This is a genomic window from Streptomyces flaveolus (assembly GCF_014648815.1).
Classification (GTDB): domain Bacteria; phylum Actinomycetota; class Actinomycetes; order Streptomycetales; family Streptomycetaceae; genus Streptomyces; species Streptomyces flaveolus.
On sequence record NZ_BMRV01000005.1, the window covers coordinates 147867 to 171026 of the forward strand.

Sequence of the window (23160 nt, forward strand, 5' to 3'; positions counted from 1 at the left end):
GGTATCGCGCAAGAGCGCCTTACCGGCCATCCGGTCCGATCCGGTTCGTGGACGGAAGACCCGTCCGGTTAGGCTCATGACATGCATGCCTGGCCCGCTTCCGAGGTCCCCGCCCTGCCTGGTCAGGGCCGCGACCTGAGGATCCACGACACCGCGACCGGCGGCCTCGTCACCCTCGACCCCGGTCCCGTCGCCCGTATCTACGTCTGCGGCATCACCCCGTACGACGCCACCCACATGGGGCACGCGGCGACCTACAACGCGTTCGACCTCGTGCAGCGCGTGTGGCTCGACACCAAGCGGCAGGTTCACTACGTCCAGAACGTCACCGACGTCGACGACCCCCTCCTGGAGCGGGCCGAGCGGGACGGCGTCGACTGGACCGCCCTCGCCGAGAAGGAGACCGCGCTCTTCCGCGAGGACATGACCGCGCTGCGCATGCTCCCGCCGCAGCACTACATAGGCGCCGTGGAGGCCATACCCGGCATCGTCCCGCTCGTCGAGCGGCTGCGCGACGCCGGCGCCGCCTACGAACTCGAGGGGGACATCTACTTCTCCGTCGAGTCCGACCCCCACTTCGGCGGTGTGTCCCACCTCGACGCGGCCGCCATGCGGCTGCTGTCCGCCGAGCGGGGCGGCGACCCCGACCGGCCGGGCAAGAAGAACCCGCTCGACCCGATGCTGTGGATGGCGGCCCGCGAGGGCGAGCCCAGCTGGGACGGCGCCTCCCTCGGCCGCGGACGCCCCGGCTGGCACATCGAGTGCGTGGCCATTGCCCTCGACCACCTCGGCATGGGCTTCGACGTCCAGGGCGGCGGCTCGGACCTGGCCTTCCCGCACCACGAGATGGGCGCCTCGCACGCCCAGGTGCTCACCGGCGAGTTCCCCATGGCCAAGGCGTACGTGCACGCCGGGATGGTCGCTCTCGACGGCGAGAAGATGTCGAAGTCCAAGGGCAACCTGGTCTTCGTCTCCCGGCTGCGCCGCGACGGCGTCGACCCCGCCGCGATCCGGCTCACGCTGCTCGCCCACCACTACCGCTCCGACTGGGAGTGGACCGACCAGGTGCTGCGGGACGCCGTCGCCCGGCTGGAGCGGTGGCGCGCCGCCGTGTCCCGGCCCGACGGCCCGCCCGCCGAGGCGCTGGTCGAGGAGATCCGCGAGGCCCTCGCGAACGACCTGGACTCCCCGGCCGCGCTCGACGCCGTCGACCGCTGGGCGGCGCTCCAGCAGGAGACCGGCGGCACGGACATCGGCGCGCCCGGCGTCGTCTCCCGCGCCGTCGACGCCCTGCTCGGCGTGGCGCTGTAACCACCCGCACGAACGCGGAGGGGGCGCTTCCCACGGGAAGCGCCCCCTCCGTCGTTCTTCGCTCAGTCCTCCGACGACTCCTCGTCGTCCCCGCCCGCCTTCGGCGGCTTGGGCGGGCGTGTGCGGCCGCTCGGATTGTCCCGCAGGTACGGCGTCCCGGGGGTGCCGTCGCCGCCGTCCGCCGTGGCGTGCCCGCCCGGCCCGGACCCGCCGTCCCGGCGCCGCAGGTACCGCTCGAATTCACGGGCGATCGCCTCGCCCGAGGCCTCCGGCAGCTCCGCGGTGTCCCGGGCCTCCTCCAGCGACTGGACGTACTCCGCGACCTCGCTGTCCTCCGCGGCCAGCTGGTCCACCCCGACCTGCCACGCGCGCGCGTCCTCGGGCAGCTCGCCCAGCGGGATGCGCACGCCGATCAGGTCCTCCAGCCGGTTCAGCAGGGCCAGCGTGGCCTTCGGGTTCGGCGGCTGCGACACGTAGTGCGGCACCGCCGCCCACAGCGACACGGCCGGCACGCCCGCGTGCGTGCAGGCCTCCTGGAGGACGCCGACGATGCCCGTGGGGCCCTCGTACTTGGTCTCCTCCAGGTCCATGCGGCGGGCCAGGTCGGCGTCCGACGTGGTCCCGCTGATCGGCACCGGGCGGGTGTGCGGGGTGTCGCCCAGCAGGGCGCCCAGGACGACGACCAGCTCCACGCCCAGCTCGTGGGCGAAGCCGAGCAGTTCGTTGCAGAACGAGCGCCAGCGCATGGACGGCTCGATGCCGCGGACGAGGACGAGATCGCGCGGCTTGTCGCCGCCGACGCGGACCACCGAGAGCCGGGTCGTCGGCCATGTGATCTTGCGGACACCGCCGTCCATGAAGACCGTGGGGCGGTTCACCTGGAAGTCGTAGTAGTCCTCGGCGTCCAGCGCCGCGAACACCTCGCCCTTCCACTCCTTGTCCAGGTGCGCGACCGCGGCGGAGGCGGCGTCACCGGCATCGTTCCAGCCCTCGAACGCGGCCACCATGACCGGGTCGATCAGCTCGGGAACCCCCTCGAGCTCGATCACCCAGCGCCTCCTTCCGACGTGCCCTCGCGTACCCCCCAACCTTACGGCGTGCCGAGGGGCCGCCCGCAGCCCCCTTGCGCGGGGCGGTGAACGATCACTGCCCCGATCCCGGCGGTCGGACACCCGCCGCAGGGGCCGGGTCAGAGGGTGGAGCGCAGCCACCGCTCCACGGACGCGATGTGCACCGTCGCCCACGAGCGCGCCGCCTCCGCGTCCCGGTCGCGCAGCGCGGCGAGGATCGCGCAGTGCTCGTCCAGGGTGCGGCCGACCGCGCCCTCCTCGGTCAGCCCGCGCAGGACACGGGCCCGCGCGGTCGGCCCCGACAGGCCCTCGAGCAGGGAGCAGAGCACCGAGTTGCCCGAGGCCCCCACGACCGCCCGGTGGAACTCCAGATCGGCGGCGACCAGCTCCTCCACCGACGGCTCGTCACCGAGGGCGTCCAACCGGTCGCCGAGCTCGTCCAGTTCGCGCGCGCCGATCCGCGACGCCGCCATGGCGGTCGCGGCCGGCTCCAGGATGCGGCGCACCGCGAGGAACTCCAGCACCGTGTCGTCGCGGTGGAAGTCGACGACGAAACCGAGGGCCTCCAGCAGGAGTTGCGGGTCCAGGCTGGTGACGTACGTGCCGTCGCCCTGACGGACGTCCAGGATCCGGATCAGCGACAGGGCGCGCACGGCCTCCCGCAGGGAGTTGCGGGACAGGCCGAGGCCGGCGGCGAGCTCGCTCTCCTTGGGCAGCCGGTCGCCGGGCCGCAGCGCGCCGGAGACGATCATGCCCTTGATCTTCTCGATCGCCTCGTCGGTGACTGCCACGGCCGGCCTCCCGGTGCCTCGAGGATGCCTCCCAGACATCCGATGTCTCACGGAGACCATCGGGGTCACCGTGCGGCGATACGCGCACCGGGAGGCGGCGGCTCCGTCGGTGCGCAGTCGCCGCCTCCCGGTGCGCCGGGGCCCTACTTCCGGTCGAGCAGGTCCTGGACCCCGGCCCGGATCTCGTCGGTGGCCAGGCCGCGGATCGTCAGCGTGGTCCGGCGGCGCAGCACGTCGTCCTGCGTCTCGGCCCACTCGTGGTCGCGGGCCCACACGACCTGCGCCCAGATCTCCGGCGCGTCGGGGTGGACGCGCCGGGCCAGCTCCGGGTTCTCGTTGGCGAGCCGGGCGATGTCGAAGGCCAGCGAACCGTAGTGCGTGGCCAGGTGCTTGGCGGTGTCCGCCGCCATGCGCGGGCCGGGTGCCGGACCGTCCACCAGCAGCCGGTGGGCGACCGCGCGCGGATTGGCGACGCCCGGCAGCGGCAGCTTCTTCGGCAGCGAGGCGATGGGCTCGAAGTCGTCGCCGAGCGGGTGGCCCGGCAGCGCCTCCAGCTTCTTCATCACCGTACGGCCGATGTGGCGGAAGGTGGTCCACTTGCCGCCCGCGACGGACAGCATGCCGCCCCGGCCCTCGGTGACGACCGTCTCGCGCTTGGCCTTCGCCGTGTCACCGGGCCCGCCCGGCAGCACACGCAGACCCGCGAACGAGTAGGTGATCAGATCCCGGTCGAGCTGCTGGTCGCGGATGGAGAACGCGGCCTCGTCCAGGATCTGGGCTATGTCCTTCTCGTTGACCGCCACGTCCGCCGGGTCGCCCTCGAACTCCTCGTCCGTGGTACCGAGCAGCAGCATGTCCTCCCAGGGGAGGGCGAAGGTGATCCGGTACTTGTCGATCGGCGTGGCGAGCGCCGCCTTCCAGGGCGCGGTGCGCTTGAGCACCAGGTGGGCGCCCTTGGACAGACGGATGGACGGCGCCGCGTTCGGGTCCTCCATCCGGCGCAGGTGGTCGACCCAGGGGCCGGTGGCGTTGAGCACCAGGCGCGCGTTCACGCCGAACTCGTCGCCCGAGAGCCGGTCCTTCAGCTCGGCGCCGGTCACCCGGCCCTTGGTGAAGCGCAGACCGGTGACCTCGGCGTGGTTCAGGACGACCGCGCCCGAGTCGACCGCGGCGCGGACGGTCATCAGCGCCATGCGGGCGTCGTTCATCTGGTCGTCGCCGTACACGGCCACGGCCTTGAGGTTGTCGGTGCGCAGCTCCGGCACGTCCTGGGCGGCCTTGGCCGGGGAGAGCAGGTGGCCGACGCCGTCACCGAAGGCGGACAGCGCCGAGTACGCGAAGACACCGGCGCCGAGCTTCGCCGCGCCGTGCGGCCCGCCCTTGTACACGGGGAGGTAGAAGGTGAGCGGGTTCGCCAGGTGGGGTGCCACCTGGCGGGAGACCGCACGGCGCTCGAAGTGGTTCTCCGCGACCAGCTTCACCGCGCCGGTCTGCAGGTAGCGCAGTCCGCCGTGGAGCAGCTTGGAGGAGGCGGAGGAGGTGGCGCCGGCAAAGTCGCCGGCGTCGACCACGGCCACCCTGAGGCCGGACTGCGCGGCGTGCCAGGCGGTGGAGATGCCCAGGATGCCGCCGCCGATCACGAGAAGGTCGTACGACGCCTTGGAGAGCTGCTCCCGGGTCTCGGCCCGGCTCGGGTTGGAGCCGGAGGCCGGGTGCGTCCCCAGGGCAGGCACGGACTGCAGGGTGGACTGAGTGGTCATTGCGCTTCTTACTCCTCGTCCTCGAGCCAGCCCATGGTCCGCTCGACGGCCTTGAGCCAGCTCTTGTACTCACGGTCGCGGGTCTCCGCGTCCATGCGGGGGGTCCACTCGGCGGCCCGCCGCCAGTTGGCGCGCAGGTCGTCGGTGCTGTTCCAGAAGCCGACGGCGAGGCCGGCGGCGTAGGCGGCGCCGAGGCAGGTGGTCTCGGCGACCATCGGGCGCACCACGGGGGCGTCCACGAAGTCGGCGAGGGTCTGCATCAGCAGGTTGTTGGAGGTCATGCCGCCGTCGACCTTGAGGGCCGAGAGCTCGACGCCGGAGTCCTTCGTCATGGCGTCGGCGATCTCGCGGGTCTGCCAGGCCGTGGCCTCCAGGACGGCGCGCGCGAGGTGCGCCTTGGTGACGTACCGGGTCAGGCCGGCGATCACACCGCGGGCGTCGGAGCGCCAGTACGGGGCGAACAGACCGGAGAAGGCCGGCACGAAGTAGGCGCCGCCGTTGTCCTCGACCGACAGGGCCAGGGTCTCGATCTCGGCGGCGGTGGAGATGAGGCCCATCTGGTCGCGCATCCACTGCACCAGCGAACCGGTGACGGCGATCGAGCCCTCCAGGGCGTAGACCGTGTCCTGGTCGCCGATCTTGTAGCCGACCGTGGTCAGCAGGCCCGAGTACGAGTTGATGATCTTGTCACCGGTGTTCATCACCATGAAGGTGCCGGTGCCGTACGTCGACTTCGTCTCGCCCTCGGAGAAACAGGTCTGGCCGAACAGGGCCGCCTGCTGGTCGCCGAGCGCGGAGGCGACGGGGATGCCGCCGAGCAGGTCGCCGAGCTTGCCGCCCGTGATCTCGCCGTAGACCTCGGCGGAGGAGCGGATCTCGGGGAGCATCTCCATCGGCACACCGATGGACTCGCAGATCCGCGGGTCCCACTCCATGGTGTGCAGGTTCATCAGCATGGTGCGGGAGGCGTTGGTGACGTCGGTGACGTGCTTGCCGCCGTTCACACCACCGGTCAGGTTCCAGATGACCCAGGTGTCCATGGTGCCGAAGAGCAGGTCGCCCGCCTCGGCGCGCTCGCGCAGGCCGTCGACGTTGTCGAGCAGCCAGCGGGCCTTGGGACCGGCGAAGTAGGAGGCGAGGGGAAGGCCGGTCTCGCGGCGGAAGCGGTCCTGGCCGACGTTGCGGCCGAGCTCGCGGCACAGGGCGTCGGTGCGGGTGTCCTGCCAGACGATGGCGTTGTGGACGGGCTCACCGGTGTTCTTGTCCCAGACCAGCGTCGTCTCGCGCTGGTTGGTGATGCCGATGGCCTTGATGTCGTCACGGGTGATGCCGGCCTTCTCGACCGCCCCGGCGACGACCTCCTCGACGTTGGTCCAGATCTCGGTGGCGTTGTGCTCGACCCAGCCCGGCTTCGGGAAGATCTGCTCGTGCTCCTTCTGGTCGACGGCGACGATGCGTCCGTCGCGGTCGAAGACGATGCAGCGGGAGGAGGTGGTGCCCTGGTCGATGGCGGCGATGAAGGGGCCTGCGGTGTGGGCGTCGGTCACTGTGTGCTCCTGGGATTCCGTGATGGGGTGGCCGGTGCGTACGGCGCGTGTGCTGCGACTCGATGTTCGCCGGGCGGGGGACCGCTCAGGCGAACGCGACGTTGTAGACACCTGCGGCGATCGCGGCGCCGATCAGCGGACCGGCGATCGGGACCCAGGCGTAGGACCAGTCGGAGCCGCCCTTGTTGGGCAGGGGCAGCAGGGCGTGCACGATGCGCGGGCCGAGGTCACGGGCCGGGTTGATCGCGTACCCGGTCGGGCCGCCGAGGGACAGACCGATCGAGACGACCACCAGCGAGGTGATCAGGCCGCCCAGGATGCCGAGGCCGTTGCCCTCGTCGTTCAGGCCCTGGGTGAGGACGGCGAGCACCAGGACGAAGGTGCCGATGACCTCCGTGGCGAGGTTCTGGACGGCGTTGCGGACCTCGGGGCCGGTGGAGAAGACGCCCAGCACGGGACCGGCGCCCTTCTCCTGGGCCTCGACGGCCTTCGCCGTGGTGTCCTGCGCGCCCGGCCCGCCGACGATCTCCCGGTCGGTGAGGTGGGCGACGAACTGCCCGTAGTAGGCGACCCAGACCAGCGCAGCGCCGATCATCGCGCCGAGGATCTGCCCGGCGAAGTACGTCGGGACGTTGCCCCACTCGCCGTCCTTGATCGCGATGCCGACCGTCACGGCGGGGTTCAGGTGGGCGCCGGAGAGCGGACCCGAGATGTACACCGCGGTCATGACGGCGAAGCCCCAGCCGAAGGCGATGGCGAGCCAGCCGGCGTTGCGGGCCTTGGAGGCCTTGAGCGTCACGGCGGCGCAGACGCCGCCGCCGAGCAGGATGAGTATGGCGGTACCGATGGTCTCGCCGATGAAGATGTCGGAGCTGGACACCCGCGACTCCTTTGTCCTTCGTCCAGGGGAAGCCGAACCCCGGGTCCCTCCGGGTGTTCCGGCGCCCTCGGTGTGAGAGCGATGGCGGCCCTTGGCGTTGTCACACTCTAACGCGTATTGCCGGTAGGTGTTCGACAATGCCGACCGATGGACGGGAGTCTTGCTTCGGCGTCAGGCGTGCGTCAAGAGTTCTGTTATCGAAAGCACGATCGTTATTGATCGCTGGGGGTTATCGATCTCCCGCGCGGCGGATTCACGGACCGCGGTGCCATTTGTCCGTTTCAGGGTATGGCGAGGGCCGGAACGCCCCCCGGCGTCCCGGCCCCGTCCGCGTGTCCGCCCCTCAGAACCGCCCGGCGCCCAGGTCCCGCGACACCGCGCGGGCACAGTCCCGTACCGCCGCGATGAGCTCCGGCCGCAGCGCTCCCTCTTCGTCGGACCGGCACAGCCGTTCCACGGCGCCGGTGATGCCGACCGCGCCGACCGGCATGCGGCGCCGGTCGTGGATGGGGGCGGCGATGGACGCGACGCCCTCCCAGGTCTCCTCCACGTCTGCCGCGTAGCCACGCGCGCGCGTGATGTCGAGGATGTGCTCGAACCCGTCCGGCTCGCAGACGGTCCGGTCGGTGAACGCCTTGCGGTCGGCCTCCAGCGCCTCGCTGTGCGCCACCGGGTCGTACGCCGACAGGACCTTGCCCAGGGCGGTGGAGTGCAGCGGCTGCATGGCCCCGATCTCCAGGACCTGCCGGCTGTCGTCGGGCCGGAAGACGTGGTGGACGATCAGCACGCCCTGCTGGTGCAGGACGCCGAGGTGGACGCTCTCGCCGCTGGACCGGGCGAGGTCGTCCGTCCACACCAGGGCGCGCGCCCGTAGTTCGTGCACGTCGAGGTAGGTCGTGCCCAGGCGCAGCAGCTCGGCGCCCAGCTGATAGCGCCCCGAGGCCTCGTCCTGCTCCACGAAGCCCTCCTGCTGGAGGGTGCGCAGGATGCCGTGGGCGGTGCCCTTGGCCAGACCCAGCGACGAGGCGATGTCCGACAGGCCGAGCCGCCGCTCGCCGCCCGCGAGCAGGCGCAGCATCGCGGCCGCCCGCTCGAGCGACTGGATGTTCCGTGCCATCGACGTACTGCCTCCGTCCCCTTCGACTGCCGACCTCGGCGTCGCTGACGTCGTTCGGCAATGCCGAACACTACCGGTCCATGCCGACCTCCCGCCAATGGTCGGCGGGCAACTGTTGCACTCGGACCGCGTCATGGAGGGGTCCCGGGCGCCCGCTGCCCGGCCGTCCCTCCACCGCGGACGGGCGACGGGGGTTCGCCCCTTCGGGCGCCGGCGTCACCCGTGCGGGAGGGCATCCGGCCCTCCATCCTCGTCCGTCACGTGGACGCCCAGGCCACCGGCCCCGCCTCCCGGCTACCCTGGCGACGTGCGTTCTTCCCCGGGACGTTCTGGACGGACGGCACCGGGAAGCGCAAAGCCGACAGCCGTCGCATCCTAGGGAGCCCCTTCATGGCCTCGTCGCCGTCCACCCCGTCCGCCGACACCCGGACCCGTGTGTCCGCCCTCCGCGAGGCACTCGCCACCCGTGTGGTGGTCGCCGACGGGGCGATGGGCACCATGCTCCAGGCGCAGAACCCCACGCTCGACGACTTCCAGCAACTGGAAGGGTGCAACGAGGTCCTGAACCTGACCCGGCCCGACATCGTCCGCTCGGTGCACGAGGAGTACTTCGCCGCCGGCGTCGACTGCGTGGAGACCAACACCTTCGGCGCGAACCACTCCGCCCTCGGCGAGTACGACATCCCCGAGCGCGTCCACGAGCTGTCCGAGGCCGGCGCCCGGGTCGCCCGCGAGGTCGCCGACGAGTTCGCCGCCCGGGACGGCCGGCAGCGCTGGGTGCTGGGCTCCATGGGCCCCGGCACCAAGCTCCCCACCCTCGGCCACGCCCCGTACACCACCCTGCGCGACGCCTACCAGCGCAACGCCGAGGGACTGGTCGCCGGCGGCGCCGACGCCCTCCTGGTGGAGACCACCCAGGACCTGCTGCAGACCAAGGCCTCCGTGCTCGGCGCCCGGCGCGCGCTGGACGCCCTGGGCCTCGACCTGCCCGTGATCGTGTCGGTGACCGTCGAGACCACCGGCACCATGCTGCTCGGCTCGGAGATCGGCGCCGCGCTCACCGCGCTGGAACCGCTCGGCATCGACATGATCGGCCTGAACTGCGCCACCGGCCCGGCCGAGATGAGCGAGCACCTGCGCTATCTGGCCCGGCACTCCCGCATTCCGCTGTCCTGCATGCCCAACGCCGGCCTGCCCGTCCTCGGCAAGGACGGCGCCCACTACCCGCTGAGCGCGCCCGAGCTGGCCGACGCGCAGGAGACCTTCGTCCGCGAGTACGGCCTGTCCCTGGTCGGCGGCTGCTGCGGCACCACCCCCGAGCACCTGCGGCAGGTCGTGGAGCGCGTCCGCGACCTCACCCCGGGCGAGCGCGACCCGCGCCCCGAGCCCGGCGCCGCCTCCCTCTACCAGACCGTGCCCTTCCGCCAGGACACCTCCTACCTGGCCATCGGGGAGCGCACCAACGCCAACGGCTCGAAGAAGTTCCGCGAGGCCATGCTGGCCGGCCGCTGGGACGACTGCGTGGAGATGGCCCGCGACCAGATCCGCGAGGGCGCCCACATGCTGGACCTGTGCGTGGACTACGTCGGCCGGGACGGCGTCGCCGACATGGAGGAGCTGGCCGGACGGTTCGCGACCGCCTCGACGCTGCCGATCGTGCTGGACTCCACCGAGGTCGACGTCCTGCGGGCCGGGCTGGAGAAGCTCGGCGGCCGCGCGGTGATCAACTCGGTGAACTACGAGGACGGCGCCGGACCCGAGTCCCGCTTCGCCAAGGTCGCGCAGCTGGCCCGGGAGCACGGCGCCGCGCTGATCGCGCTGACCATCGACGAGGAGGGCCAGGCCCGCACCGCCGAGAAGAAGGTCGAGATCGCCGAGCGGCTGATCGAGGACCTCACCGGCAACTGGGGCATCCACGAGTCGGACATCCTCGTCGACTGTCTGACCTTCACCATCTGCACCGGCCAGGAGGAGTCCCGCAAGGACGGCCTGGCCACCATCGAGGGCATCCGGGAGCTGAAGAAGCGGCACCCGGACGTGCAGACCACCCTCGGCCTGTCCAACATCTCCTTCGGCCTCAACCCGGCCGCCCGCATCCTGCTCAACTCCGTCTTCCTGGACGAGTGCGTCAAGGCGGGCCTGGACTCGGCGATCGTGCACGCCTCCAAGATCCTGCCGATCGCCCGCTTCGACGAGGAGCAGGTCACCACCGCCCTCGACCTGATCTACGACCGCCGCCGCGAGGGCTACGACCCCCTGCAGAAGCTGATGCAGCTCTTCGAGGGCGCCACCGCCAAGTCGCTGAAGGCCTCCAAGGCCGAGGAGCTGGCCGCCCTCCCGCTGGAGGAGCGCCTCAAGCGCCGCATCATCGACGGCGAGAAGAACGGCCTCGAACAGGACCTGGACGACGCCCTGACGGAGCGTCCGGCCCTCGACATCGTCAACGAGACCCTCCTGGACGGCATGAAGGTCGTCGGCGAGCTCTTCGGCTCCGGCCAGATGCAGCTGCCGTTCGTGCTCCAGTCCGCCGAGGTCATGAAGACCGCGGTCGCCTACCTCGAGCCGCACATGGAGAAGACCGACGACGAGGGCAAGGGCACGATCGTGCTGGCCACCGTCCGCGGCGACGTCCACGACATCGGCAAGAACCTCGTCGACATCATCCTGTCCAACAACGGCTACACCGTCGTCAACCTCGGCATCAAGCAGCCCGTCTCCGCCATCCTGGAGGCCGCCGACGAGCACAGGGCCGACGTCATCGGCATGTCCGGGCTCCTGGTCAAGTCCACGGTGATCATGAAGGAGAACCTGGAGGAGCTCAACCAGCGGGGCCTGGCCGCCGACTACCCCGTCATCCTCGGCGGCGCCGCCCTCACCAGGGCGTACGTCGAGCAGGACCTCCACGAGATCTACGACGGCGAGGTCCGCTACGCCCGCGACGCCTTCGAGGGCCTGCGCCTCATGGACGCCCTGATCGGCATCAAGCGGGGCGTGCCCGGCGCCAAGCTGCCCGAGCTGCGGCAGCGCCGGGTGCGGGCCGCCACCGTCGAGGTCGAGGAGCGGCCCGAGGAAGGCCACGTCCGCTCCGACGTCGCCACCGACAACCCCGTCCCCACCCCGCCCTTCCAGGGGACCCGCGTCGTCAAGGGCATCCAGCTCAAGGAGTACGCCTCCTGGCTCGACGAGGGCGCCCTCTTCAAGGGCCAGTGGGGTCTGAAGCAGGCCCGCACCGGCGAGGGACCGTCGTACGAGGAGCTCGTCGAGAGCGAGGGCCGGCCCCGGCTGCGCGGCCTGCTGGACCGGCTCCAGACGGAGAACCTGCTGGAGGCGGCCGTGGTCTACGGCTACTTCCCCTGCGTCTCCAAGGACGACGACCTGATCGTCCTGGACGAGGCGGGCAACGAGCGCACCCGCTTCACCTTCCCCCGCCAGCGGCGCGGCCGGCGCCTGTGCCTGGCCGACTTCTTCCGCCCGGAGGAGTCCGGCGAGACGGACGTCGTCGGCTTCCAGGTCGTCACCGTCGGCTCCCGGATCGGCGAGGAGACGGCCCGGATGTTCCAGGCCAACGCCTACCGCGACTACCTGGAACTGCACGGACTGTCCGTCCAGCTCGCCGAGGCCCTCGCCGAGTACTGGCACGCGCGCGTGCGCTCCGAGCTCGGCTTCGCCGGTGAGGACCCGGCCGAGATGGAGGACATGTTCGCCCTGAAGTACCGGGGCGCCCGCTTCTCCCTCGGTTACGGCGCCTGCCCCGACCTGGAGGACCGCGCCAAGATCGCCGACCTGCTCCAGCCGGAGCGCATCGGCGTGCACCTGTCCGAGGAGTTCCAGCTCCACCCCGAGCAGTCCACCGACGCCATCGTGATCCACCACCCGGAGGCCAAGTACTTCAACGCCCGCTGAGGCCGCCACGGACCCCCTCCGTACCGCTCCAGGCGTCACACCAGGCGTTGTCGTCCCGCACGACGTACACTGGTCGGTCCACTGCAGGCCGGTTCCCTTCGTGGGAACCGGCCTGATCGTCCCTCAAGGAGGTACGTGGATGACCAGTACGGTCCCCGCGCTCGGAACCCGTACGGCCGAAGGCTCAGCCCTGCAAGCCGTGCTCCTCGACATGGACGGCACCCTGGTGGACACCGAGGGCTTCTGGTGGGACGTCGAGAAGGAGGTCTTCGCCTCCCTCGGCCACACCCTCGACGACTCCTGGCGCCACGTGGTGGTGGGCGGTCCCATGACCCGCAGCGCGGGCTTCCTCATCGAGGCCACCGGCGCGGACATCTCGCTCGCCGAACTCAGCGTGCTGCTCAACGACGGCTTCGAGGAGCGCATCGGACGCGACCTGCCCCTCATGCCGGGCGCGGCCCGGCTGCTCGCGGAGCTGTCCGAGCACCAGATCCCCACCGCCCTGGTCTCCGCCTCGCACCGGCGCATCATCGACCGTGTCCTGGCCTCGCTCGGCCGCGACCACTTCGCGCTCACGGTCGCCGGCGACGAGGTGCCGCGCACCAAGCCGTACCCCGACCCCTATCTGGCCGCCGCCGCCGGACTCGCCGTGGACCCGGTCCGGTGCGCCGTCGTCGAGGACACCGCGACCGGAGTCGCCGCCGCGGAGGCCGCAGGCTGCCACGTCGTGGCCGTCCCCTCGGTCGCGCCCATCACTCCGGCCGCCCGGCGCACCGTGGTCGGGTCACTGGAAGAGGTCGACCTGACCTTCCTGCGCGGTCTCATCACCCACGTGGGCTGAGCGTTCACACAGCGTGCGGCACCGTCGCGCCCGGCCCGTGCGCCAACGGCCTCGGGCGGAACCCCCAGTCGCACCCACCTGTGACGTTCGCCACGCCGTCAGGGGTCGACAGGCCGGTGCGGCTGTGCCGAATCCCGCCGGGAGAACGTTGTCGGCGCGCCCATGTGTCCCGATTGGTGAAGCCCTGCACTAATCCTTCCGCTGTCGGGTTTTCGGTGTGTCCACGCCCGGTTTCGCTCTGTGATGAGCCCTCAACTCCGGGGGCTGCGGGCCCCCGTGCGGTCGCGGACTAATCTCGTCGCGAGAACCTCAGCCACTACCCCCGTGATCGGCCCGCGACACCCCTGCATGCCGCATACACGGACCGACAGCTCTGGAGAATTTCGAGCATGAACCGCAAGACTTTGGTGCTGCCGGCCGTCGTCGGCCTGCTCGCCCCGGTACTCGCCGCCTGCGGCGGGTCCGACGGCGGCAGCGGAGGCGGGGACGCGATCGTCGTCGGCACCACGGACCGGTTCACCTCGGAGCTGGCTCCCGCGCCCCTCGACCCGGCGTACGCCTACGACGTCGGCTCCTGGAACCTGCTGCGCCAGACCGTGCAGACGCTGATGATCCAGCCGCGCGGCGACGGCGAGCCGGTGCCCGAGGCGGCCGAGAAGTGCGGCTTCACCGACACGGGCAACGAGCGCTACGCCTGCACCCTGCGGGACGGACTCAAGTTCGCCAACGGCGATGCCGTCACGGCAGCCGACGTGAAGTTCTCCATCGAACGCGCCCTGTCCCTGAAGGCCGACAGCGGTGTGTCCAGTCTGCTCTCCACCGTCGACACCGTGGAGACCCAGGGCGACCGCGAGGTCATCTTCCACCTCAACACCGCCGACGCGACCTTCCCGTTCAAGCTGTCGACCCCGGTCGCCGGCATCGTCAACCCCGACGACTATGACAAGGGCAAGCTGCGCGAGGGCTTCGAGGTGGACGGCTCCGGTCCGTACACCATGAAGGCCGAGGTCAAGGACGGCGCGCTGACCAAGGCCGTGTTCACCAAGAACCCCCGCTACAAGGGGACCCTCACGGTGAACAACGACAAGGCCGAGGTCGTCTCCTTCGCCGACGCCGACGCCATGGGCACGGCGCTCGAAAAGGGCGACATCGACCTGATGACCCGTGCGATGACGCCCGACCAGATCCGGAAGCTCTCCAACGACACGGGCGGCGACGTCGACCTGGTCGAGATGGCCGGACTCGAGATCCGCTACCTGGCCTTCAACACCAAGGCCCAGACGGTGGAGACGAAGGCCGTCCGGCAGGCGATGGCCCAGCTCATCAACCGCAGCGAGCTGATCTCGAACGTCTACGGCTCGCAGGCCGAACCGCTGTACTCGCTGGTGCCGGCCACCATCACCGGCCACTCGAACTCGTTCTTCAACAAGTACGGCGACCCGAGCGTCGCCAAGGCCAAGTCGATGCTGGAGTCCGCCAACGTCTCCACGCCGGTGAAGCTGACCCTGCACTACACCACCGACCACTACGGTGCGGCCACCAAGCAGGAGTTCGAGCAGCTCCAGAAGCAGCTCAACGACAGCGGCCTGTTCCAGGTCGACATCGAGGGCGCGCCCTGGGACAAGTTCCGCCCGGCCGAGCTGAAGGGCCAGTTCGACGTCTTCGGCATGGGCTGGTTCCCGGACTTCCCCGACGCGGACAACTTCCTCGCGCCGTTCCTCGACAAGGGCAACATGCTCAACTCGCCGTACGCGAATTCCGAGGTCATCAACAACCTGATCCCGGCGTCCCGGCGCGAGGCCGACCGGCTGTCCGCCGTGGACAGCCTGACCGAGATCCAGGACGTCGTCGCCGACGAGGTCCCGATGATCCCGCTCTGGCAGGGCAAGCAGTACGTCGCGGCCCGGGACGACGTCACCGGAACCGCCTACGCCCTCAACACCACCTCCTCGCTGCAGCTGTGGGAGCTGGCCCGCGGTGTGAGCGGCTGACGCACCCCGTCACCCGCCGCGCCCCGTTCAAGCCGAAGGGCGCTCTCCTCCCGGAAGGAAGAGGGCGCCCTTCGCGCTTCCCGGCGAACGCGGCCGGGAGGCCGCGGCGACGGGGACGGGGGCCTACTGCGCGCCGGGGCGCACCAGCCCGCTCTCGTACGCGTACACCGCGGCCTGCACCCGGTCGCGCAGCCCCAGCTTGGTCAGCACGTGCCCGACGTGCGTCTTGACGGTGGTCTCGCTGACGAACAGGTCGGCGGCGATCTCCGCGTTGGACAGACCGCGCGCCACCAGCTTCAGGACCTCCACCTCACGGTCGGTCAGCGTGTGCAGGGTGTCCGGCACCGGCTCGTCGCCGGAGGGCAGGTGCGTGGCGTACTTGTCGAGCAGCCGCCTGGTGATGCTCGGCGCGAGCATCGCCTCCCCGTTCGCCACCACGCGGATCGCCTGCACCAGTTCGTTGGCCGGGGCGTCCTTCAGCAGGAACCCGCTGGCACCCGCCTTCAGCGCCTCCACCACGTACTCGTCGAGGTCGAAGGTGGTCAGCACCAGCACCTTGGCCGGACCGTCCCGCTCCGGACCGGTGATCTGCCGGGTCGCCTCCACACCGTCCATCCGCGGCATGCGGATGTCCATCAGCACCACGTCGGGCTGCAACGCCCGCACCTGGTCGAGAGCCTGGAGGCCGTCTCCGGCCTCGCCGACGACCGCGAGGTCCTGCTCCGCCTCCAGAATCATCCGGAAGCCCGTGCGCAGCAGCGGCTGGTCGTCGACCAGTAGGACGCGGATGGCCACGTAAGTCTCCTTCTCGCTAGTCCGGCCCCATTCTGCCCTGCTCGGCGGTGCCCGACTCGGCCGCCCTCACCGGCAGCGGGTAGGGCGGGGGAGTGCCGCCGAACTCCGGGCAGTGCGCCTGGTGGTCGCACCAGCCGCACAGCTTGGTGGGGCGCGGCCGCCAGTCACCGGTCTCGGTCGCCAGCCGGATGGCCTCCCACAGGGCCAGCAGCTTGCGCTCGACCCGCTCCAGGTCGGCGAGGACCGGGTCGTACGTGAGCACGTCACCGCTGCCGAGATAGACGAGCTGCAGCCGCCGCGGGACGACCTTCTTCAGCCGCCACACCACCAGCGCGTAGAACTTCATCTGGAACAGCGCGCCCTCCGCGTACTGCGGCCGGGGCGCCTTGCCCGTCTTGTAGTCGACGATCCGCACCTCGCCGGTGGGAGCCACGTCGACCCGGTCGATGATGCCGCGCAGCCGCAGTCCGGAGTCCAGCTCGGCCTCGACGAACAGCTCCCGCTCGGCGGGCTCCAGCCGGCTCGGGTCCTCCAGGGTGAACCAGCGCTCGACGAGCCCCTCCGCCTCGGCGAGCCAGCGTGCCATCCGCTCGCCCTCCGGGTCGTCCGCGAACAGCTCCCCGACCTCGGGCCTGGTCTCCCGCAGCCGGTCCCACTGCCCGGGGATCAGCGCCTTGGCCCGCGGCGGCGTGCGCTCGGCCGCCGGCGCGTCGAAGAGCCGCTCGAGCACCGCGTGCACCAGGGTGCCCCGGGTCGCCGCCTCGCTGGGCTTCTCCGGCAACCGGTCGATCACCCGGAACCGGTACAGCAGCGGGCACTGCATGAAGTCGCCGGCCCGCGACGGCGAGAGCGAGGCGGGTGCCACGGCGACGGGCACGGGTGCGGGTGGCTGTGGGCCCGCGGTGGCCGGCGCGCCCTCGGCCGCTTCGGCTGCCTCCGCCGCGGCCGCTGCCGGCGGGGCGGAGCCGCCGGCGTCCTCCGCGACATCCTCGATGCTCGTCTCCATGCCCACAGACCTTACGGCCCGCCACTGACAGTGACCCAGTCGCGGCATTGACCCGTGCGACGGACCGGGAAGCACCGGGTGCCGGGGCGGAACGGCCCGCGACGGCCGCATACCATCGACACCAGACCCTCCCGCACGGCAGGCGCGGGAAACGCTTCGAACGAGGGGACACCGTGAACGTGAGCGGCGGGAGCGGGCACCCGCGGTCCGGCAACGACGAGTCGGCCGGCCCCCACACCGGGCCCCCGGCCCCGGACCCCGTGCGCCCGGAGCCCACGGCTGCCGACACGCCCGGGGAACAGCCCGGGGAACAGCTCCCCAGCACCGAAGAGACCCCCGCAGGGCAGTCACCGACAGTGAGCGAGACCACCAGGGGGCGGACGGACGCCCCAGGTGCCGAGCCGCCGGAGCAGCCCCCCGCCGAGGACGCCGCGGGGAACGCGACGGGGAAGGACACCCCGTCCGAGCCCACACCGCAGCCCCCCGCACCGCAGGACGCCGGGACCGACCGCCCCGCGGGCGCCGGCGTCCCGCCGGCCGGTCCGGCCCCCGGTCACCACGCCCGTACCGAGGCCCACACCGGCGGCGGCCCGGGGCGGCCACCGCAGCGTCGCCCCGAGCCCGGAGGCGGGCTGCTGATGGGGCGGCCGTTCGGCGTGCCCGTGTACGTCGCGCCCAGCTGGTTCCTGGTCGCCGCCCTGATCACCTGGGTGTTCGGCGGCCAGCTCGACCGGGTCCTGCCCGAGCTCGGCGTCGCGCGCTACCTGGTCTCCCTCTTCTTCGCGGTCGCCTTCTACGCCTCCGTCCTCGTCCACGAACTGGCCCACACCGTCGCCGCCCTCCGCTTCAAGCTCCCCGTGCGCCGCATCCAGCTCCAGTTCTTCGGCGGCGTCTCCGAGATCGAGAAGGAGGCCGAGACCCCCGGCCGCGAGTTCGTGCTGGCCTTCGTCGGCCCGCTGCTCTCCCTCGTCCTCGCCGGCGTCTTCTACCTCGCCCTGCTGCCCGTCGAGCCGGGCACCGTCCCCGGCGTCCTGCTCGCCGGCCTGATGGTCTCCAACCTCATCGTGGCCGTCTTCAACCTGCTCCCCGGCCTCCCCCTCGACGGCGGCCGGATGCTCCGCGCCGTCGTGTGGAAAGTCACCGGCAAGCCGATGACCGGCACGGTCGCCGCCGCCTGGGTCGGCCGGGCACTCGCCGTCTCCGTCCTGATCGGGCTGCCGCTGCTCACCCAGTCCGGAGCGCTCGGCTCCGGCGCCGTGGACAACGTCGGCATGGACACCGTGATGGACGCCCTGCTCGCCGCCATCCTGGCCGCGATCATCTGGACCGGCGCCGGCAACAGCCTGCGCATGGCCCGCCTGCGCGAGCACCTGCCCGAGCTGCGCGCCCGCGCCCTGACCCGGCGCGCGGTCCCCGTGCCCGCGGACACCCCCCTCTCCGAGGCCCTGCGCCGTGCCAACGCCTCCGGAGCCCGCGCCCTGGTCGTCGTCGACGCCGAGGGCAGGCCGGTCTCCCTGGTCCGCGAGGCCGCCATCGTCGGCGTACCCGAGCACCGCCGCCCCTGGGTCCCGGTCAGCGGGCTCGCGCAGGACCTCACCGACGGCATGCGCGTCTCGGCCGAGCTGTCCGGCGAGGAGCTCCTCGACGCGCTGCGGGCGTCCCCGGCCACCGAATACCTGGTGGTCGAGGACACCGGCGAGATCTACGGCGTCCTGTCCGCGGCCGACGTCGAGCGCGCCTTCGTCAAGGCCATGGCCCGCCCCAGCTGAACGCGCCGCCGCCCCGGCCCCTGGGCCGGTAAAGCCCCCGGCAGGGAACCGGTAGGCTGGTCACATGTCCGAACCGACCGGTGCCGCCCGCAGGCGCGGGCCCTTCAAGGTCGGGGACCAGGTTCAGCTGACCGACCCCAAGGGCCGCCACTACACGTTCACGCTCGAGGCCGGGAAGAACTTCCACACCCACAAGGGTTCCTTCCCCCACGACGAACTGATCGGTGCTCCCGAGGGCAGCGTTGTCCGCACCACCGGAAACGTCGCCTACCTCGCGCTGCGCCCCCTGCTCCCCGACTACGTCCTGTCCATGCCCCGCGGCGCCGCCGTGGTCTACCCCAAGGACGCGGGGCAGATCCTGGCCTTCGCCGACATCTTCCCCGGCGCCCGCGTCGTGGAGGCGGGGGTGGGCTCCGGCTCGCTCAGCAGCTTCCTGCTGCGCGCCATCGGCGACCAGGGCATGCTGCACTCCTACGAGCGCCGCGAGGACTTCGCCGAGATCGCCCAGCAGAACGTGGAGCGCTACTTCGGCGGCCCGCACCCCGCCTGGCAGCTCACCGTCGGCGACCTCCAGGACAACCTGTCCGACACCGACGTCGACCGGGTCATCCTCGACATGCTCGCCCCGTGGGAGTGCCTGGAGGCCGTCTCCAAGGCGCTCGTGCCCGGCGGCATCCTGTGCTGCTACGTCGCGACCACCACCCAGCTCGCGCGGACCGTCGAGTCCATCCGCGAGATCGGCTGCTTCAACGAGCCGACCTCCTGGGAGACGATGATCCGCAACTGGCACGTCGAGGGCCTGGCCGTCCGCCCGGACCACCGGATGATCGGCCACACCGGTTTCCTGCTCACCGCCCGCCGCCTCGCCGACGGCGTCGAGCCGCCCATGCGCCGCCGCCGCCCCGCCAAGGGCGCCTACGGCGAGGACTACGACGGCCCCAACGCCGGCGGAGGCTCCGGCCGCTGAGACGGCCCCGTGCCGCACACAACGCACTGGCGCCGTGGTGGAGTTCCCGGTCACCCCGGGAACTCCACCACGGCGCCGCCGCGTTGAAGGACCGGTCCGGGCCACCGGCCGGAGCCGCCGTCCAGGGGCGCGGCCCGCGCCCGAGGTCCGGCGGCCGGCGAAACCCGAGTGAGTACCCACCCCGCCGTTCCCCCGCACTGTGACGTGTGGCACGATGCTGGCCACCCCCACCGGCACAGCCCTCACAGGAGACACTCCTCGTGCAGCACCCCGCCGTTCCGGACCTGTCCCACACGCACACCCGGCCGATCCACTGGGTCGCCACCGCCACCGCTCTCGCCGGAGTCGTGGCCCTCTCCTCGGTCCTGCAGCCCGACGCCGCGACAGCGGCCCAGGCCGCCGGACCGCAGACGAAGACCGCCCCGGCGCACGGCACGCCGCCCGATCCGGCGGCCGTCACGTTCCCCCTGGACTGCGGCCCGGTCAAGGCCCTGGTGCAGAAGAAGGCGTCCGGCGACCTCGACGGCGACGGCCGGCCCGAGACGGTGGCCGTCGTGCACTGCGACGCGCCCATGGGCACCCCGCCCGACGGCGTCTACGTCATCACCCGGGACACCGGCAGCGGCAAGTCCCGTGTGGTCGCCACCCTGGTGGATCCGAAGGACCGCCGGACCGTCACCGACTTCGCGGTGCGCGGCGGTGCCGTCCTCGCGACGCTCCTCGGCTACTCGTCGGCCGACGTGCCCAGTTGCTGCCCGGACGTCACCGACGACGTGAAGTGGCAGTGGAAGGACGGCGCGTTCGTCCGCGACACGCCGTCCCAGGCACGCACCGTCTGAACGACGGAGACCCCTCGAAGGGTGTGACCCACCGCACAGTGGTTACTATGCGTGCCGTCTACGTCACAGTTCGGTCACTCTGCGTCCGGGCCGTAGATCTCTGCCCTGTCTGAAATGCGACGTACATGGATGCACTCGCCCGGACACTCCTTCACCGAGTCGACCACGTCCGTCAGGAGCGGCAACGGCACGGGCGTTGTCGCGCCCTTGGCCTGCAGGAGCTCGTCGTCCGCGCCCTTCACGTAGGCCAGACCGTCGATGTCCAGCTCGAACACCTCGGGCGCGTACTGCGCGCAGATGCCGTCGCCGGTACACAGATCCTGGTCGATCCAGACCTCGAGAGCCTCGCCGTCGACTCCGGCCTCCTGCTGCACACTCATTGCTTCCTGCCGTTTCCTGCGTCGAGCCGGTCGGGAATCCGGCCAGCTCTGACGGGTGTTGAACGCTTCGACCCTACCCCCGCCTGGGTTCCCGTCACGTTCGGTGGGTATTCCCCTGGCGTGAGGGAGAGCGCAAGGGTGAAGATCGGACACACCCCGACAGTCTTTTGATCTAGGGGTTTCAATCGACACCCACCCAGGTAGGGTCTGGAAGCGTCCAGCTCCCCTTGGAGGAGGTGAGGACCGTGGCAGCCCACGACGACGACATGAACCGCGGCATCCGCCCGGGACGCGGGTCCGAGGACCCGGCCGGGCAGGTGGCCTATCTTGAGCAGGAGATCGCCGTCCTGCGACGCAAGCTCGCCGACTCTCCGCGGCACACGAGAATTCTCGAAGAGCGGATCGTCGAGCTGCAGACCAACCTGGCCGGCGTGTCCGCCCAGAACGAGCGACTCGCCAGCACACTCCGCGAGGCCCGCGACCAGATCGTGGCCCTCAAGGAGGAGGTCGACCGGCTGGCCCAGCCACCGGCAGGCTTCGGTGTGTTCCTGCAGGCCAACGAGGACGGCACCGCCGACATCTTCACCGGCGGCCGTAAACTCCGGGTGAACGTCAGCCCGAGCGTCGAGCTCGACGAGCTCCGGCGCGGCCAGGAAGTGATGCTCAACGAAGCCCTCAACGTGGTCGAGGCCATGGAGTACGAGAGCGTCGGCGACATCGTCACCCTCAAGGAGATCCTCGAGGACGGCGAGCGCGCCCTCGTCCTCGGGCACACCGACGAGGAGCGCGTGGTCCGGCTCGCCGAGCCGCTGCGGGGCATCACCATCCGCCCCGGCGACGCCCTCCTGCTCGAGCCCCGCTCCGGATACGTCTACGAGGTCGTCCCCAAGAGCGAGGTCGAGGAACTCGTCCTCGAAGAGGTCCCCGACATCGGCTACGAGCAGATCGGTGGCCTCGGCGGACAGATCGAGGCCATCCGCGACGCGGTCGAGCTCCCCTATCTCTACCCCGACCTGTTCCGGGAGCACGAGCTGCGTCCGCCCAAGGGCGTCCTGCTCTACGGACCCCCCGGATGCGGCAAGACGCTCATCGCCAAGGCCGTCGCCAACTCGCTGGCCAAGAAGGTCGCCGAGGTGACCGGCCAGGCCGCCGGCAAGAGCTTCTTCCTCAACATCAAGGGACCCGAGCTCCTGAACAAGTACGTCGGCGAGACCGAGCGGCAGATCCGCCTCGTCTTCCAGCGTGCACGGGAGAAGGCCAGCGAGGGCACTCCCGTCATCGTCTTCTTCGACGAGATGGAGTCCCTCTTCCGCACCCGTGGCTCCGGTGTCAGCTCGGACGTGGAGAACACCATCGTCCCGCAGCTGCTCGCCGAGATCGACGGTGTGGAGGGCCTGCAGAACGTGGTGGTGATCGGCGCCTCCAACCGTGAGGACATGATCGACCCCGCCATCCTGCGGCCCGGCCGGCTCGACGTGAAGATCAAGATCGAGCGTCCGGACGCCGAAGCGGCCAAGGACATCTTCGGCAAGTACCTCACCGAGCGCCTCCCGCTCCACGAGGACGACCTCAGGGAGCACGAGAAGGACAAGGCGGCCACCGTCCAGAGCATGATCCAGACGGCGGTGGAACACATGTACGCCGAATCCGAGGAGAACCGCTTCCTGGAAGTCACCTACGCCAACGGCGACAAGGAAGTCCTCTATTTCAAGGACTTCAATTCCGGCGCCATGATCGAGAACATCGTCGGCCGCGCCAAGAAGATGGCGATCAAGGACTTCCTCGACAAGAACCAGAAGGGCCTTCGCGTCTCCCACCTCCTCCAGGCCTGCGTGGACGAGTTCAAGGAGAACGAGGACCTGCCCAACACCACCAATCCGGACGACTGGGCCCGCATCTCCGGAAAGAAGGGCGAGCGGATCGTGTACATCCGTACGCTCGTCACCGGAAAGCAGGGCGCGGACACCGGACGCTCCATCGACACGGTGGCGAACACCGGTCAGTACCTGTAAAAGGCAGGGCGGCTGCGGGTGCCCTCAGTGGGTACCCGCAGCCGACTGTTTTTCGGGGCCACGGCTGGAGCAAGGCAATGACGCAAATGATCTCCCCACCAGCGCAAAGGCGTTCTAGGCTCTTCCGTACCGCCGAGTCGCGCAGTGCGGGGACGGGCACCGCACACGCACCGGAGCGCCA

General features: G+C 71.0%; 17 protein-coding genes. 8 read left to right on the forward strand and 9 right to left on the reverse strand.

Annotated features, from left to right (window positions below):
- Window positions 1-81 precede the first annotated feature (81 nt).
- Window positions 82-1311, forward strand: a complete 1230-nt coding sequence (gene mshC, locus IEZ05_RS14430; protein WP_189230492.1) for a cysteine--1-D-myo-inosityl 2-amino-2-deoxy-alpha-D-glucopyranoside ligase — start codon at window positions 82-84, stop codon at window positions 1309-1311.
- A 62-nt stretch (window positions 1312-1373) separates the two neighbouring features.
- On the opposite strand, the gene IEZ05_RS14435 is transcribed toward mshC, so the two are convergent.
- The 6 genes from IEZ05_RS14435 to IEZ05_RS14460 all read right to left on the reverse strand — a co-directional run bounded on the left by IEZ05_RS14435 (window position 1374) and on the right by IEZ05_RS14460 (window position 8476).
- Entirely contained in the window at window positions 1374-2360 is a 987-nt protein-coding gene (locus tag IEZ05_RS14435; protein WP_189230493.1) for a PAC2 family protein, read from the reverse strand.
- A gap of 140 nt (window positions 2361-2500) precedes the next feature.
- The gene (locus IEZ05_RS14440) at window positions 2501-3172 is read right to left on the reverse strand and encodes a FadR/GntR family transcriptional regulator (RefSeq protein ID WP_189230494.1); all 672 of its coding nucleotides are present in this window, start codon (window positions 3170-3172) and stop codon (window positions 2501-2503) included.
- 143 nt (window positions 3173-3315) lie between these two features.
- Window positions 3316-4932 carry a glycerol-3-phosphate dehydrogenase/oxidase gene (locus tag IEZ05_RS14445; protein WP_189230495.1) on the reverse strand — a complete coding sequence of 539 codons (1617 nt, stop codon included), beginning with the start codon at window positions 4930-4932 and terminating at the stop codon, window positions 3316-3318.
- A gap of 8 nt (window positions 4933-4940) precedes the next feature.
- Complete coding sequence (gene glpK / locus IEZ05_RS14450) at window positions 4941-6479, reverse strand: glycerol kinase GlpK (RefSeq protein WP_189230496.1); 1539 nt, start codon at window positions 6477-6479, stop codon at window positions 4941-4943.
- 85 nt (window positions 6480-6564) lie between these two features.
- Entirely contained in the window at window positions 6565-7359 is a 795-nt protein-coding gene (locus tag IEZ05_RS14455) for an MIP/aquaporin family protein (protein ID WP_189230497.1), read from the reverse strand.
- Window positions 7360-7702: 343 nt separating this feature from the next.
- Complete coding sequence (locus IEZ05_RS14460; RefSeq protein ID WP_189230498.1) at window positions 7703-8476, reverse strand: IclR family transcriptional regulator; 774 nt, start codon at window positions 8474-8476, stop codon at window positions 7703-7705.
- A gap of 390 nt (window positions 8477-8866) precedes the next feature.
- Here IEZ05_RS14460 and metH point away from each other — a divergent pair, with 390 nt between their 5' ends.
- The 3 genes from metH (at window position 8867) to IEZ05_RS14475 (ending at window position 15211) form a co-directional block, all read left to right on the forward strand.
- Window positions 8867-12379 (forward strand): methionine synthase, encoded by a 3513-nt coding sequence (gene metH / locus IEZ05_RS14465; protein WP_189230499.1) that lies wholly within the window; start codon window positions 8867-8869, stop codon window positions 12377-12379.
- 139 nt (window positions 12380-12518) lie between these two features.
- Entirely contained in the window at window positions 12519-13220 is a 702-nt protein-coding gene (locus IEZ05_RS14470; protein ID WP_189230500.1) for an HAD family hydrolase, read from the forward strand.
- 389 nt (window positions 13221-13609) lie between these two features.
- Entirely contained in the window at window positions 13610-15211 is a 1602-nt protein-coding gene (locus IEZ05_RS14475) for an ABC transporter substrate-binding protein (protein WP_189230501.1), read from the forward strand.
- Between the two features lie 123 nt (window positions 15212-15334).
- Here IEZ05_RS14475 and IEZ05_RS14480 read toward each other — a convergent pair whose 3' ends face one another.
- Both IEZ05_RS14480 and IEZ05_RS14485 read right to left on the reverse strand, forming a co-directional pair.
- Window positions 15335-16006, reverse strand: a complete 672-nt coding sequence (locus tag IEZ05_RS14480; RefSeq protein WP_003977171.1) for a response regulator — start codon at window positions 16004-16006, stop codon at window positions 15335-15337.
- Window positions 16007-16022: 16 nt separating this feature from the next.
- The gene (locus IEZ05_RS14485; protein WP_189230502.1) at window positions 16023-17012 is read right to left on the reverse strand and encodes a RecB family exonuclease; all 990 of its coding nucleotides are present in this window, start codon (window positions 17010-17012) and stop codon (window positions 16023-16025) included.
- A 173-nt stretch (window positions 17013-17185) separates the two neighbouring features.
- Here IEZ05_RS14485 and IEZ05_RS14490 point away from each other — a divergent pair, with 173 nt between their 5' ends.
- From IEZ05_RS14490 to IEZ05_RS14500, 3 genes are all read left to right on the forward strand, one after another.
- Window positions 17186-18781 carry a site-2 protease family protein gene (locus IEZ05_RS14490; RefSeq protein ID WP_189230503.1) on the forward strand — a complete coding sequence of 532 codons (1596 nt, stop codon included), beginning with the start codon at window positions 17186-17188 and terminating at the stop codon, window positions 18779-18781.
- 64 nt (window positions 18782-18845) lie between these two features.
- Window positions 18846-19748 carry a tRNA (adenine-N1)-methyltransferase gene (locus IEZ05_RS14495; RefSeq protein WP_189230504.1) on the forward strand — a complete coding sequence of 301 codons (903 nt, stop codon included), beginning with the start codon at window positions 18846-18848 and terminating at the stop codon, window positions 19746-19748.
- Window positions 19749-20008: 260 nt separating this feature from the next.
- Complete coding sequence (locus IEZ05_RS14500; protein WP_189230505.1) at window positions 20009-20587, forward strand: hypothetical protein; 579 nt, start codon at window positions 20009-20011, stop codon at window positions 20585-20587.
- Between the two features lie 74 nt (window positions 20588-20661).
- Here IEZ05_RS14500 and IEZ05_RS14505 read toward each other — a convergent pair whose 3' ends face one another.
- Entirely contained in the window at window positions 20662-20967 is a 306-nt protein-coding gene (locus IEZ05_RS14505; RefSeq protein ID WP_189230506.1) for a ferredoxin, read from the reverse strand.
- Between the two features lie 245 nt (window positions 20968-21212).
- On the opposite strand from IEZ05_RS14505, the gene arc reads away from it, so the two are divergent.
- The gene (gene arc, locus IEZ05_RS14510) at window positions 21213-22979 is read left to right on the forward strand and encodes a proteasome ATPase (protein ID WP_189230507.1); all 1767 of its coding nucleotides are present in this window, start codon (window positions 21213-21215) and stop codon (window positions 22977-22979) included.
- Window positions 22980-23160 lie beyond the last annotated feature (181 nt).